9 protein-coding genes are annotated in these 13,945 nt (G+C 42.0%); 4 read left to right on the top strand and 5 right to left on the bottom strand.

The window, feature by feature from the left end:
- The first annotated feature begins 4 nt into the window (after positions 1-4).
- From slmA to QQK06_RS09940, 3 genes are all read left to right on the top strand, one after another.
- Positions 5-589, top strand: coding sequence for a nucleoid occlusion factor SlmA (slmA, locus tag QQK06_RS09950; RefSeq protein ID WP_284244509.1), 585 nt, complete (start codon positions 5-7; stop codon positions 587-589).
- A gap of 98 nt (positions 590-687) precedes the next feature.
- Positions 688-2,157 carry an aminoacyl-histidine dipeptidase gene (locus tag QQK06_RS09945; protein ID WP_284244508.1) on the top strand — a complete coding sequence of 490 codons (1,470 nt, stop codon included), beginning with the start codon at positions 688-690 and terminating at the stop codon, positions 2,155-2,157.
- A gap of 113 nt (positions 2,158-2,270) precedes the next feature.
- Complete coding sequence (locus tag QQK06_RS09940; RefSeq protein WP_284244507.1) at positions 2,271-2,927, top strand: response regulator; 657 nt, start codon at positions 2,271-2,273, stop codon at positions 2,925-2,927.
- Positions 2,928-2,941: 14 nt separating this feature from the next.
- Here QQK06_RS09940 and QQK06_RS09935 read toward each other — a convergent pair whose 3' ends face one another.
- From QQK06_RS09935 to QQK06_RS09920, 4 genes are all read right to left on the bottom strand, one after another.
- Complete coding sequence (locus tag QQK06_RS09935) at positions 2,942-6,058, bottom strand: efflux RND transporter permease subunit (protein WP_284244506.1); 3,117 nt, start codon at positions 6,056-6,058, stop codon at positions 2,942-2,944.
- Between the two features lie 6 nt (positions 6,059-6,064).
- Positions 6,065-7,378: an efflux RND transporter periplasmic adaptor subunit gene (locus QQK06_RS09930; RefSeq protein ID WP_284244505.1), complete on the bottom strand. Its 1,314-nt coding sequence runs from the start codon at positions 7,376-7,378 to the stop codon at positions 6,065-6,067.
- A complete protein-coding gene (locus QQK06_RS09925) occupies positions 7,368-8,009 on the bottom strand; it encodes a TetR/AcrR family transcriptional regulator (RefSeq protein WP_284244504.1) in 642 nt (213 codons plus the stop codon). Before QQK06_RS09925 ends, QQK06_RS09930 begins: the two co-directional genes overlap by 11 nt.
- 184 nt (positions 8,010-8,193) lie before the next feature.
- Positions 8,194-11,640: a hybrid sensor histidine kinase/response regulator gene (locus QQK06_RS09920; RefSeq protein ID WP_284244503.1), complete on the bottom strand. Its 3,447-nt coding sequence runs from the start codon at positions 11,638-11,640 to the stop codon at positions 8,194-8,196.
- Between the two features lie 288 nt (positions 11,641-11,928).
- Here QQK06_RS09920 and QQK06_RS09915 point away from each other — a divergent pair, with 288 nt between their 5' ends.
- Entirely contained in the window at positions 11,929-13,074 is a 1,146-nt protein-coding gene (locus QQK06_RS09915; protein ID WP_284244502.1) for a GGDEF domain-containing protein, read from the top strand.
- Between the two features lie 337 nt (positions 13,075-13,411).
- Here the strand turns inward: QQK06_RS09915 and QQK06_RS09910 are convergent, their stop codons facing one another.
- Entirely contained in the window at positions 13,412-13,834 is a 423-nt protein-coding gene (locus QQK06_RS09910; RefSeq protein ID WP_284244501.1) for a hypothetical protein, read from the bottom strand.
- Positions 13,835-13,945 lie beyond the last annotated feature (111 nt).

The raw sequence follows: 13,945 nt of genomic DNA, 5'->3' as shown, positions 1-13,945 counted from the left end.
TTATATGTCGGTTACTCAAAAGCCAAACCGTAAACAACAAATTTTAGAATGTTTAGCATTAATGCTGCAAAGCAGCCCTGGTGAACGCATTACTACCGCTAAACTCGCGGCAGAAGTTGGTGTTTCAGAGGCAGCGTTATATCGACATTTTCCGTCAAAAGCCCGAATGTTTGAAGGTTTAATTGAATTTATTGAAGAATCGATTTTTTCACGTATCAACCTGATCTTAACTGACCATAAAGAGGCTTTGGTGCGCTGTCATCATATTCTCCATGTATTATTAGTATTTGCTGAGCGTAATCCGGGGATGTGCCGTATTTTATCTGGCGATGCACTTATGGGTGAAAACGAGCGTTTACGAACCCGAGTCAATCAATTTTTTGAAAAGCTCGAATCACAATTTAAACAGGTACTGAGAGAACGTAAACTCAGAGAAGGCAAAGGTTTTGACATTAATGAACAGGCATTAGCCAATATCCTAGTTGCCTTTGCCGAAGGAAAAGTTGCTGCTTATGTCCGCTCAGGCTTTAATAAAAAACCAAGTGAGAGCTTTAATGAGCAATGGCAATTTTTAATGGCCAGTAAATAGCTTTATACAACTTCGACTATTAAAAACGCTGGCTTTGCTGGCGTTTATTTTTACTAATCAATAATAATAATAACAAATAACGCAAATGAGGAAATCTCGTGAGTAGCCTTGCACATTTACAACCGAACAAACTATGGCAAATTTTTGAACACATTTGTTCAATACCGCATCCATCGAAACATGAACAAAAAATTTCTGCCTGGATCCAGTCATGGGCAACAGAGCAAGGTTTAAACGTAGAGGAAGATGAAGTCGGCAACCTGCTGATCAGCAAAGCGGCTACACCTGGTATGGAAGATCGACGAGGCGCAATTTTGCAAGCTCATATGGATATGGTGCCACAGAAAAACTCAGACAAAGATCATGATTTTTTAACCGATCCAATCCAGCCATTAATCATTGAAGAAAATGGTATGCCTTGGGTAACGGCAGACGGCACTACACTAGGTGCCGACAATGGTGTTGGCCTGGCATCTGCACTAGCAGTATTAGCAAGTGATGACATAGCTCATGGCCCACTGGAAGTGTTAGTCACTATCGATGAAGAAGCCGGTATGACCGGTGCGTTTGGCCTACAGCCGCACTGGTTAAAAGGCGACATTCTGATCAACACAGATTCAGAACAAGAAGGCGAAGTCTATATGGGCTGCGCCGGTGGAATTGATGGTAATGCCAAATTTATGCTCAGTTTTGATCAAGTTGCACCCGACTATCAGGCGTTTAACTTATCAATCTCCGGATTAAAAGGTGGTCACTCCGGCGTCGATATTGATACTGGTCGTGCTAATGCCTGTCTACTATTAGTGCGCTTTCTATTAACTATGGCTGAAAAGTATGATCTGCAATTAACCGAGCTCAATGGCGGTAGTTTACGCAACGCTATTCCAAGAGAAGCAGATGCCAGTTTTGTTATAAACAAAACGCAAATAGAAGCATTCAAACAAGATTTAGCGGATTATTTAGCAATAATTAGGTTAAATTTCAAAGCAGTAGAAACTGATATTGAGATGCTGCTGATCTCACCAGAAACGTTTGAACAGTGCTGGAGTAAAGAATGCCAAACAACCATACTTAGAGCGTTAAATGCCTGTCCTAACGGTGTGCAACGCATGAGTGACGATATCGAAGGCATAGTCGAAACCTCACTAAATCTTGGGGTATTAAGAACTAAGGGTAATAGATTTGAAGCCATGACCTTGATTCGCAGCCTACATGATGATGGCCGTTTAGCCGCACAAACCATAGTAGATTCTGTATTTAAACTCGCGGGTGCTGACATTCATTTTTCAGGTGCTTACCCTGGCTGGAAGCCAAACACTGATTCGACCATTATGAAAGTAGTCAGAGACACTTATCAGTCACTGTTTAATAAGATTCCAGAGATCATGGTCATTCATGCAGGTTTGGAATGCGGATTATTTAAAACGGCTTATCCTCAGTGGGATATGGTGTCATTTGGCCCGACGATTAAATTCCCACATTCTCCGGATGAAAAGGTTGATGTCACAACGGTTGAGCAATATTGGCAGTTATTAGTGGCGGTATTAAAAAATATTCCGGCACGTTAGAGCATATTAGACTTTAGTCTATAAGCTTTTCTCTGATTAATGGGTATACTAAGGATTGCTGAACTAACAAGATCAGCAATCCCTAACCATGGGGACGTTTGAGGAAATTAATTATGATCCAGCCAGAAAAAATAATAATAGCTGATGATCACCCATTATTCAGACAAGCTTTATTGGATACGCTTAAAGTAAAACTGACGCAAACACAGTGGGTTGAAGCACAAACTATCGAAGAATTAGAGCAACAGCTCATCACACATAGTGATGCTGATTTACTGCTGTTAGATTTAAATATTCCAGGAGCACACGGTTTTAATACCCTGATCCATGTCAGAAATCACTACCCACAAGTGCCGGTTGTCGTAGTCTCCGCTCATGAAGATCAAGACACCATTGCCAAAGCAATGGAATATGGCGCTTCGGGTTTTGTCCCAAAATCAACCCCGGTAGAAACCATTTTTGCTGCCATTCAGCAAGTTCTGCTAGGTGATATTTGGCTACCTGAAAGCTTCCGCTTAGAGAGTAAAAATGAAGATCACACCGATATTGCCGAGCGGGTTGCCAGTCTCACTCAACAGCAATATCGCATTTTAATGATGTTTGCCCAAGGCATGCTCAATAAACAAATTGCCTATGATCTCGAAGTTTCTGAAGCGACAATAAAAGCCCATGCCACCGCGATATTTCGTAAACTCAATGTCAGAAACCGAACGCAGGCAGTAATTGCCATCGGGCAGTTGGATTTACCCGAATTAGGTTTAGACACATAAAGAAGTGAGCGCTGCTAAGCGCTCACTGCGCTACCTTGCATATGATGCTTGGCCGTGAGCCCCCAGTCTTCAAAAATGACATACAAACAAGGCAAAACAAACAAAATCAAACATGTTGAGGCTGAAATGCCAAACAATAAGCTAACCACTAATGGCTGTAATATCTGAGCCTGCATACTGGTTTCCAGCAATAACGGCAACATACCAGCAATGGTTGTGATTGAGGTAATAAATACAGCGCGAAACCTTTCTTTTGCCGCTAACACCGCACTTTTATGGATGTCGATACCAGATTTTTGATGTGCCTTAATATAAGTTACTAGCAAGATAGAATCATTCACCACTATGCCCGCTAACGATACAAAGCCCATAATACTCGGAATAGTAAAATCGTAACCTAGTAAAACATGGCCCCATAACGCGCCGATCAACGCCAGTGGAATTGCTAACATCACTATCGCAGGCTCCATATAACTGCGAAACTGAAAACTTAGAATAATAAATACTCCCACTAAGCCCATGAGAAATTTTTGACCGATAGAAGCGCCTGTACCGCCACCTTCTTTCACTTCTCCTTCATAACTGACAGAGAGCTGAGGATATTCAACTAACAAATCGGCAATTACCGTTTTTTGTATCGTTTTAATCAACTCGCCAGTATTCACTAATTCGGCATCGACATCACCAATCACAGTAACCGTTCGTTCGCCATTAACCCGGTTAATGCGCGCATAACCACGCGTTGGTGTTAACTCAGCAACGGCTGATAATGGGATCTGCGTACCGTCACTTAACGTTATCGGATAATTCTGTAATTGCCATAACGAGCGCTTATCTTTTTTGCTTAGCCTGACATCCAGCTCTATATTTTCATTGCCACGCTGAAATTCATCGGCAATTTCACCAAAAAATGCCGAGCGCAATTGGCCAGCGATCATCGCGCCGTCAACTCCTAACGACATAGCTCCCGGCAATAAGTGCACCTGGTATTCTTCCTTGCCTGGACGTAGATCATCCATGAGATTTAACACACCGCTATATTGATTTAACGCTTGTTGGATACGATAAGAAGCTGTTTCCAGCATAGTTAAATCTTCACCATGCAAACGAATTTCAATAGCGCGGCCTGCTGGTCCAAAGCTTGGTTGTTTATATGACAGGGCTAACGCACCGGGAATTTCCCCCACAACTTCTCGCCATTTGTGTTGCAGGTAAACTAAGCTAGTATTACGTTTTTCTGCCGTCAGTAAATCTACCCTAACGGTCGCGACGTGACTTCCTTTCTCGCCAGCATCCGCATTAGTGTTATATTCAACACTAATGTTTTCTACCAGCGTTTGCCCTTTGGGTTGCTTAGGCGTTAACTCCAGGTTAAGTTGTTTAAGTTTATCAATCGCATCCTCAACAATCACTTCGGTACTACGAAGTGGCGTACCTTGTGGCATCAGTAAGCGCATTTCCAAAACATCGCCTTCCAACTCAGGAAATGCTTTAAATTTTAAGATACCACCAGCAAGCAATGCGATAGACAACAAGAACATCGCTAAGACGCCACCAACCACGGCATACCGATATGTGACTGCCTGCTCTACCCAGTTAACTAAGCGAGTCGCACGAAAATATTCAAACTTTTCATTAAAGCGTTGTTTAAAAGTTGCCGCATTGCGCTGATCTCTGTGATGCAATGAATGCAGTAAATGCCCCGGCAAAATGAAAAACGCTTCAACCAAGCTCACCACTAACACCGCCAATAATACCAGCGGAAATACTTTCATTACCTGACCTATATCACCTGAGATAAACGCTAAGCCGGCAAATACTGAAGCGGTAGTGAGGAATGACGAAAACACACCCGGCGACACCATAGTGACACCAGCAACAACAGCACTGTCTATTTGCTCCCCGCGCTCAATATGACTGGCAATACTTTCAGCAATCACTATCGCATCGTCCATTAAAATACCGATCGCCATCAGCATGCCAACCATAGAAATCATATTGATGCTGACCCCTAATAAAGACATTAGCCAAAACGCACCAAGAAAAGACACAGGCAAGCCCATCGATACCCAAAACGAATAACGCCAAGCAAAAAACAGCCACATAGTAGCAAACACCAGTAAAATACCCTGCCAGGCGTTAGTGATCAGCATCGCCAGCCTGTCTTTTACAATTTGTGCCTGATCATTGGTTAACACCATAGTGATGCCAACAGGAAGCGACTGTTGCTCTTGTTCGACAAAAGCATACACTTGGTCGACTAATTTAAGCGCGTCCTGACTGCGAGTTTTTTGAATTTTAATCAGTGCCCCTTGCTTACCATTGAACTGCACTTTCGCTTCATCGAGCTCAAAACGTTCAACCACAGTGGCTAAATCTTTTAACCGCACCTGACCACCTGATGCGGTGGACGCCACCACGAGTTCTTTCAAGGTTTCGGCATTGACCTGTTGTTGATCAAAACGAATTTGTATGGTTTTACCTAAGGTTTCCAAACTACCACTTGGCAATTTAATGTTCTGTTTTTCGATACGCTTAGCAACATCATTAATTGATAAACCATATTGCCTTAACAAAGACAAAGATAACTCAACCCTGAGCTGATGATCAGAAAAACCCTCAATAGTGACTAATGAGATATCCGGTAACTTTTGCAGCTTATCTTTCACCCGTTCAGCATAGGCTTTTAATTCAAAATCGGGTAATTCGGCACTGAGTGCCAAAGTAATCAAGGCTTGTGTACGCCCCATTTCTTTAATAATCGGGTTCTCTATCTCTGCCGGAAAACTGTCAATCGCATCAACTTCGGTTTTAACATCAGCAAGCAACCGCGACAACTCTCGACCTTCGACCATTTCGACCGTCATGATTGCCACCCCTTCACTCGCTTCACAGCTCACCTGGGCAACATCACTGAGACCATCAATGGCATCTTCTAGTGGCATACATAACGCCAGCTCAGTTTCTTGGGTACTCGCACCCGGATAAGGCACCTGAACACTGATTGTATCAGCACTAATTTCCGGAAAAGTTTCTCGCTTAAGCGATGGTAATGTCGACAGGCCAAGCACAACTATCGCTAACATTAACAAATTAGCAGCGGTTGGATGTTTGGCAAAATAACTTATCATCAGCAATTACTCCGCAGACTTAGGTGCAACAGCACGCAGATGTCGACCTGGCACCGCAGGAATAACGTCGCTTAAGATCACCTGCTCGCCCTCGTAAAGGCCACTGCTAATCACGGTCAAACCGTCAGACTCAAATGCAATATCAACAGTGCGCACTTCGAGTGTGCCATCGGTTGTTAACAGATAAATTTTACCACCATGCAAAGCATTAGTTGGCACTGCCAGCAATGATTGCTGGCTGCCTGTTATTTTCACTTGCACATACATATCGTTAATCAAAGGTGGCCGACGCTTAGGGTCAAATGCCTCATTACTGATATTGACATCAACAATTAGGGTGACGGTATTACCGCGAGGGTCGATACTCTCGCCAACACTGGTTAACTTACCCGGCCAGACGTATTGCTGATTGCCAACAAATAAACTCACTTCAGCGTCGAGCAACCAGGACTGAATATCGGGAAATTGCTCGTCATTTGCCATTGGTTTTGTTAAGTATTGGGCAAATTGTCGCATATCTGTCATTGCCACTTGTACTGGGATTTCCATCGTACCAATGCGATGAGCGCTGATCAGACTCTCCCGTTCACCAACAACCTGCTCCAATTCAGCATTCACGCTGGCAATCCTGGCATCAAATGGTAGCGTTATGGTGGTTTTTGCTAATTTTCGCTGTGCTTCACTGAGTTTTGCTTGAGCAACTTTTTGTTTTGCCTGAGCAACCGCTAAATTAGCCGGGTGCTGCTTCACTGCATTCTCCAAATCCAGCACTTTTTGTTGTTGTGCCCAGACATTATTTTGCTCTGCATCTACCGTTGATTGTGCAATTGAGCCAGAGTTTAACAAGCCGCGTTTACGTTTTAACTCTTGCTCTAAGATGCCTAAGCGTTGGTTTTCCAGTTTTAATGATAAGCTTAACTTTGCTTCTTCCATCGCGACCCGACTCACTTCAGCGCTTGCAGAGTTAACATCAGATTGTGCCTGTGCAAGTTTTAATTGATAGTCAACCGGATCAATTTTCAACACCACAGTACCAGCGTTAATGACTTTGCCTTGCTCTAACAACGGATGACGATAAATCACCCGTCCATTAACTTCGGACAATGCTTGCCAAATCTCTTTCGGTTTGGCGCGACCAAAGCCCGTGACAAATGGCGCTATTGAGTGCTTTTCAACCTTTATTACCTTAACTAACGGCTGATAACGGTCGTTTTCCCGCTTTTGCGGTGATGGCTTGACTGCAACAATCAAGATAACAATTACCAGAGCAATTAAAGGAAATATCGCTAACCAGCGTTTTTGTTGCCAATTAATTTTCATTATTTGTTTGCTCCTTTACGCAGCCATATTTCAAAATATCTGCATTGTGCGCTGCCATCGCATCAAGCATCGCTTGGTCATAAGGTAACTTCATTTCCGCTTGCAACATGCCTTTAAGGTGCCAGGGAAACAGCAACATCGACATAAAGTTAAGCGCTAAAAAGCGTAAATCGACATTGGGTTTCAATATTCCCTGTCGCTGCATTTGATCGATCACTTTAATAATAAAGGGTTGATTATTACGCAGCAGACGATCGATTAAAAATTCCCGACACTGCCCTTGATCCAACACTAGCTCCTTGAACATTAATAGCGGAAATGTTGGATTCTTTTGCATAATGCGATAAAAAATACGGAATACTTGCTCAATATCAAATTCATCTTTTGCCGCGAGTGCTTGATTGACCGCCTTCATCACCTCACCGGTGACAGAAATAAACATTTCTTTATAAAGGCCTTTTTTATTGATGAAGTAGTAACGGATCAAGGCGGCATTAACACCAGCTTGCTCAGCCAGCATTCGAGTAGTGACGTCGTGATAAGGCATATTAGTAAAACATTGCTTAGCGGCATCAATCAGCTTGCGTCTAGCGTCATCACTGCCTTTTTCCGGTCGACCACGATTAGTCATATGTTGATCTCTTAATCATGCGGTTAATTTTTAACGGACAATAATAACTATAGATGGATAATTCACCAGCAGATTAATTATCCATATAAAGGGATTTGATTAATTATTGAAAATAATTTTATTTAATAGCTATAAATACAAGGTGTTACTAAAGATTTAGCGCCAAATTTTCGCGATATTTGCACTAATCACCGATGAAACAGCGATGCAGTTTATCGGCTAATTTTGCGCTTATCATTGCTCTTAATGACGCTGGTTTCACCATTTTGCGCAGATAACCAACATCGGCCGCCTTAGTCTTATCTTCAATATCAGAGTCTGTGGTAGCGGTAATTAAAATGGCAGGTAAATAATGATGGCATTGCTGACGCAGTGAAGCGATTAATGTTAACCCGTCAAGGCCATTATCTAATTGATAATCCACTAGTAAGATCTGGACATCGTTACCGTGCTGGTGAAATAACTGCTGCGCCTGCTGAAAAGACTCAGCAGCCAGCACCCGACATTGCCAGGTCGACAACAGTTCCACCATGCCGCTCAGCACATCCGGGTCGTTATCGATGCACATCACAGTAATATCGCTAAAACCAGCGTTAAACGCAGGTTTCTTATCGACAGCCATCTGCTGAGGTTTAGCCCGTTCGACACCGATCATAAATTTACAGCCCAACTGCTCTTTTGAGACAAGTGTTAAACTATGGCCCAGTAACTGGGCTAAACTCTGGGTAATATTTAGGCCTAAGCCTAAACCCCGCCCAGACTGTGATGCGCTATTTTGCAACTGAGTAAACTGCTCAAACACTAACGATTGTTTTTCCAAAGGAATACCTGGGCCATCATCCTGTACCTGAATACTAGCCTGACCACCTATGCGTCTTACCCCTAACAACACTTTACCCGGACTAGCATACCGAAACGCATTCCCAATTAAGTTTTGTAGTATTCTGCGTAATAAATTACGATCGGAAGAGACCCAAACAGACGTATTAACAATACGAAAATCAACTTCCTGTTCAGTGGCAGACGCAGAAAATTCCCGGCTTAACTCCTCAAATAAACCATTTAGCGAAAAAACTGAATACTGCGGTTTAATGTTACCACTCTCTATTCGAGCGATTTCGCCGAGATCCGCTAATAAATCGTTCGCCACTTTCAGCGAGTGGTCGATATTTTGTACCTGACGCCGTTGACTGTCATTTAAATTATTTTGATTTGCCAGTGCCGAAGTAAATAAACGAGCAGCTTCCAATGGTTGCATTAAATCATGACTACAGGCTTTTAAATATAAGCTCTTTTTAATATGCGCCTGTTCTGCTTTTTCTCGCGCCAATGCCAGCGCTTCATTTGCTTGTTCAAGTTTTTGTGTCCGTTCCCTGATCAAATCTTCTAAATTAACATTAGTGTCTTTCAATACCTGTTCTGCCTGACGAAATGCGGTGATATCTGAAAACATCATGACAAAACCACCGTCCGGTAATGGGTTACCTTCTATGCGAATAACCTGACCATTGTCCTGCTGACGTTCTGAGCTATGGGAGCTGCCACGCTTTAAATGATGTAATCGCTTACTTACTTGCTGTTCTACATCTCCTCTACCACAAAGCCCTTTACTGGCATTAAAGCGGATCAAATGCTCTATCGGCGCGCCTTTATAAATCAGTTCCGTCGGATAATTAAACAAATCGAGATATTTCTTATTCCAGGCCACTAGATTCAAATCACTATCGACGATAGAAATCCCTTCACTGGCATTTTCAATCGCACTTTGCAGTAAATTCTCGCTATATTGCTGCTTTTGACTAGACGCTTCTTCCACCAGTAAGGCTAAATCATCCAGCGCAATATCACGGCCATCCAGTGCCGATGACAAAACCAGACGGGCAGATGATGCGCCCATAACACTGGCTAGGGTCTTTTCAGTGTGTTGTAGCAATTCCTGATTATAAGCAAGAGTCCCTAATTCTTGCTTAATATTCTTACGCTGAAACTTAGCAAAACTATTCGCCGCCTTAGTTATACCGACAAAACGTGACGTCAATAGCTCCAGTTCACGATAATCTACTCGGCGATTTTTCCCCCCTGATAATAAATCAGGTGATTGCCACTCAAGGAATAGTGACGCCTGCACCCTTTCCTGTACTGTCTGACGACTGATTTGTGACAATGCCCACATGACAAAAATATTAGCCGCTAAACTTAACAGGCTCGAGATACTGTTTGCTGGTAAAATTCCGTCATTAAATGGTTGTTGATAAAGGCCAAATTGAGGCAAGAAATTTAAAATCAGCCACAACATAAAGCCCACTAAAATACCGCCATAGACCCCAGTTAGACTGGCTCTACGCCAGTAAAATGCGGCAATTAAAGCAGGGGTGAGTTGCGCAAAGGCACCAAAAGCCACTTCCCCCATCGAACTTAAAGTATCTGGTGACGCCATTAAAAATACGACATAACCGAGCAAAATCACCATCAGCACCAAAAATTTGCGAATTTTCAGTAATCGGTAACGAAAATTGTCATACTCTATCTGTGCATGATCAGCCTGATGGGAACGAAACAGAAAAGGAAAAACGATTTCATTACTTAACATGGTACTTAAGGCGATCGACGAGATGATCACCATAGAACTGGCGGCAGAGATTGCACCGAGAAAAGCGATCAGTGTCAGCCAAGTTTGCTGTTCTATCCAAGGAAGAAACAATACATAGGTATCTGCCGGGACTGAGTCCCCCAACAGAACATGGCCAGCTAGGCCTAATGGCATAGCAAAAAGCGCAAAAACCAGCAGATAAAGCGGAAAGACACGACGACTAAGCCAGGTATCTTTTTCATCTTTTAGTTCTACTACCATGACCTGAAACTGCCTCGGCAGTGATAGAAATGCCGCCATCACAATAATCAACATCGCGGACATCGAGATAAAATTATCAAGATTCATATTGTTATAGAGCTGCACATTAGCATCAGACTGTCGCCAGATTTCCATTGGTGAATCAAATAGCACAAACGACACGAACAAACCAACAGCTAGAAATGCGATCAACTTGACTAGGCTTTCAAAAGCAATTGCTAATACCACGCCAGGGTGACGTTCTGTAACATCAATATTGCGAATACCAAACACAATAGTAAACCCTGCTAGTACCAAACTGACAATTAAGCCAAAGCCCCAAGTGCTGACAATATTTGATGCCTGCAACTGTTGAAATGAATAAACAATGGCTTTTAGCTGCAGCGCGATATAAGGCATGGTACCAATCAAAGCGACAAACGTGACCATGATCGCCAGATTATGCGATTTACCAAAACGAGCCGCCAGTAAATCAGCAATCGACGTCAGGTTGAGCTTTAAACTGATGCGGATAATACGCCTGATAAATGGCCAGGCAAAAACAAATAATAATATCGGCCCTAAGTAAATAGGCAGATGGGAAAGAAAATTAGAAGATGCCTGTGCCGAGGTCCCTAAAAAGCTCCACGAAGTACAATAAACACCTAATGATAAAGCATAAATAATGCTCTGGCTTTGTTTAATCAGGCGGTGACGGTACTTATCCCCTAAATAAGCAATAATAAACAACAGTCCAATATAACCAATACTAATTAATGTCAGTTGCCAGTTCGGGAACATATTACCACTCAGTTGTTACTATCATTTTTCACCCAGTTACCTTATCAAGTTAAGCACTGAAAAAACATCTCAAAAACTAAGACATAAGTCGTAGGTAAAACAAATAAACAACACACATTGTAATCAAGCGATTATGGTAGATGCTAACAGCACAAATGACACACTGGTTAAAAATTACTTTTACGCTAGTATTGATATAAAGGATTAATTCATTAGCCCGAGTGCATGACAAGGATTGATGATTATTAGCAAGCTGACTATCTAGCAGCATTTATTGAGATTGTTTTAATGGTGTATCAGCTCGTACATACCATTGGTTCTACCATTTATTTCACCATTTTTATCTTGTTTCTTTGGATAAGTCAGGTTTCGAGAACTAGTCCAGGTGCTGGCTGGTGGGCACTTGCCACAGCGTTTGCATTATTAGCCAGACTGTCATTATTATTCACAACCTCCATACAAGACAGTCAGTTACAATTACTACTGTACGCATTATTTAATATGCCGGAAAAAGCCTGTTTACTGATAGGTATTTTAAAATTTTTAAATTCTCGGCAACAGTTGCAGTTAATTATTAGCGCCACAGTACTTTGTGAAGCTCTAATGCTGCTTTTTACCAGCATAGATATCTCTATCTGGTTTGCACGGATACTGCTCATTGCCGTTAATATTAGCTTTCTGATTATCTGTGCAACCATTTGCTACCACAAGCGACATCAGGAACCGCGAAAACTGCTATTCGTTGCCACCATCTTCACAAGCTTGCTTGCTGTTCATTGGCTCTCTTATCCCATTATATTTGTTATTCCACAATGGCGTTTTTGGGGTTTTTTGCTTGGCACCTTATTGATGTTAATTATTTACCTAACTTTACTTGCAGTAATACTCTTAAATTTTCAAAAACGCCTACTGGATGCAGAAGAGAAAGCCTTGAATCTCGCTTATCACGATTCACTCACCGGATTAAAAAATAAACGCTATATGAATAACCTGTTCGAAAATGCCGTCTCTTTAGCTAACCGTCCCCATCAATTAATGGCGGTACTCTACATCGATTTGGATAATTTTAAACCAATCAATGATAACGCAGGGCATAAAATTGGTGACGAGGTATTAAAGATTGTTGCACAGCGCTTAGTCAAACATACTCGTAGTACCGATATTTGCGCCAGAGTAGGAGGAGATGAGTTTGTCTTGATCGCAACACAATTTGAAAACCAGCAACAAGTCCGCGATATGGTAACGAAATTATTGCAGCAACTACAAAGCCCTATCATGGTCGATCGAACGTGCTACTGCTTAGGAGCCAGCATAGGCATCAGCCTTTACCCTAACGATGGCAATGAATTCAATGAGTTAATTGAAAAAGCCGACAAAGCCATGTATCAAGTCAAAGGCGAAGGTAAAAGTAATTATCAGTTTTATCAGTGTTAACCTGAATGCTTGTTAGGTTTCCGGCTTTGCTCTACCTCCTGCTTCCATGCAGCCCAATACATCGTCACTCCTGGCCATCCATGACATTGCTTACATGGATGGTAGTACTTAGTTTTTGTCTGGAACAAAAAATTCACCATACATCCTGTACAGACACGAAATAGTGCTCCTGCTATTTCGAAATACCGTACATCCTGTATAGACACGAAATAATGCTCCTGCAATTTCGAAATACCGTACATCCTGTACATAAAAAAAAGCGGCTAAATAGCCGCTAAAAACATTTGCCTCTTAGGGAGAATAAGAGTCAAACCAAGAGAGAAAGTTAAGCTGCTGTTTAAGGCTCCCCTTGACATCCTCGATGAGTATCACATGGCACCCAAACCTTAACCATACGACAAGAGCCTTCAATTACCTGAGTTTCCTCATGAGAATCATAACTGTGTGATTCATCTGTTAATGAGATTTCGCCAGTAAAGCGTACAAATTCCCATCTACCATCATCAACTTCTACTTTTCTGACTCTTGATACTGTCACCTCAGCGGGGCATGAAACATGATTATCGAGTTTTTTAGTAGAGGTAACATACATAGGACGACCAATACTAGGATCATCAGCATAAATAGAACCGCTATAACTACAATGCGTTACAGGATCATTAACCGTAATAGTTTCATACTCACAAACTTTGCGGTAGTCCCAGTAACCTCCTCCGGCATATGCAACAGCAGATGCAGCTAGTAATGATAGAATTCCCAAATTGAACTTTCTGAATTTATTTTTTTTCATTGTTTCTTCCTTAAAAATTGTCATATCGCATACTCAACATCAACTCACAACTTAGTATACAATATTTAATATACATTAATA

It is taken from the genome of Thalassotalea insulae (assembly GCF_030161395.1).
GTDB classification, from domain to species: domain Bacteria; phylum Pseudomonadota; class Gammaproteobacteria; order Enterobacterales; family Alteromonadaceae; genus Thalassotalea_E; species Thalassotalea_E insulae.
This window is presented reverse-complemented; position numbering and strand designations above follow the sequence as displayed.

Bases quoted from the DNA above. Each gene is read 5' to 3' on its own strand.
- slmA (WP_284244509.1), top strand. From the start codon at position 5: ATGTCGGTTACTCAAAAGCCAAACCGTAAACAACAAATTTTAGAATGT.
- QQK06_RS09940 (WP_284244507.1), top strand. From the start codon at position 2,271: ATGATCCAGCCAGAAAAAATAATAATAGCTGATGATCACCCATTATTC.
- QQK06_RS09935 (WP_284244506.1), bottom strand. From the start codon at position 6,058: ATGATAAGTTATTTTGCCAAACATCCAACCGCTGCTAATTTGTTAATG.
- QQK06_RS09930 (WP_284244505.1), bottom strand. From the start codon at position 7,378: ATGAAAATTAATTGGCAACAAAAACGCTGGTTAGCGATATTTCCTTTA.
- QQK06_RS09925 (WP_284244504.1), bottom strand. From the start codon at position 8,009: ATGACTAATCGTGGTCGACCGGAAAAAGGCAGTGATGACGCTAGACGC.
- QQK06_RS09920 (WP_284244503.1), bottom strand. From the start codon at position 11,640: ATGTTCCCGAACTGGCAACTGACATTAATTAGTATTGGTTATATTGGA.
- QQK06_RS09915 (WP_284244502.1), top strand. From the start codon at position 11,929: ATGGTGTATCAGCTCGTACATACCATTGGTTCTACCATTTATTTCACC.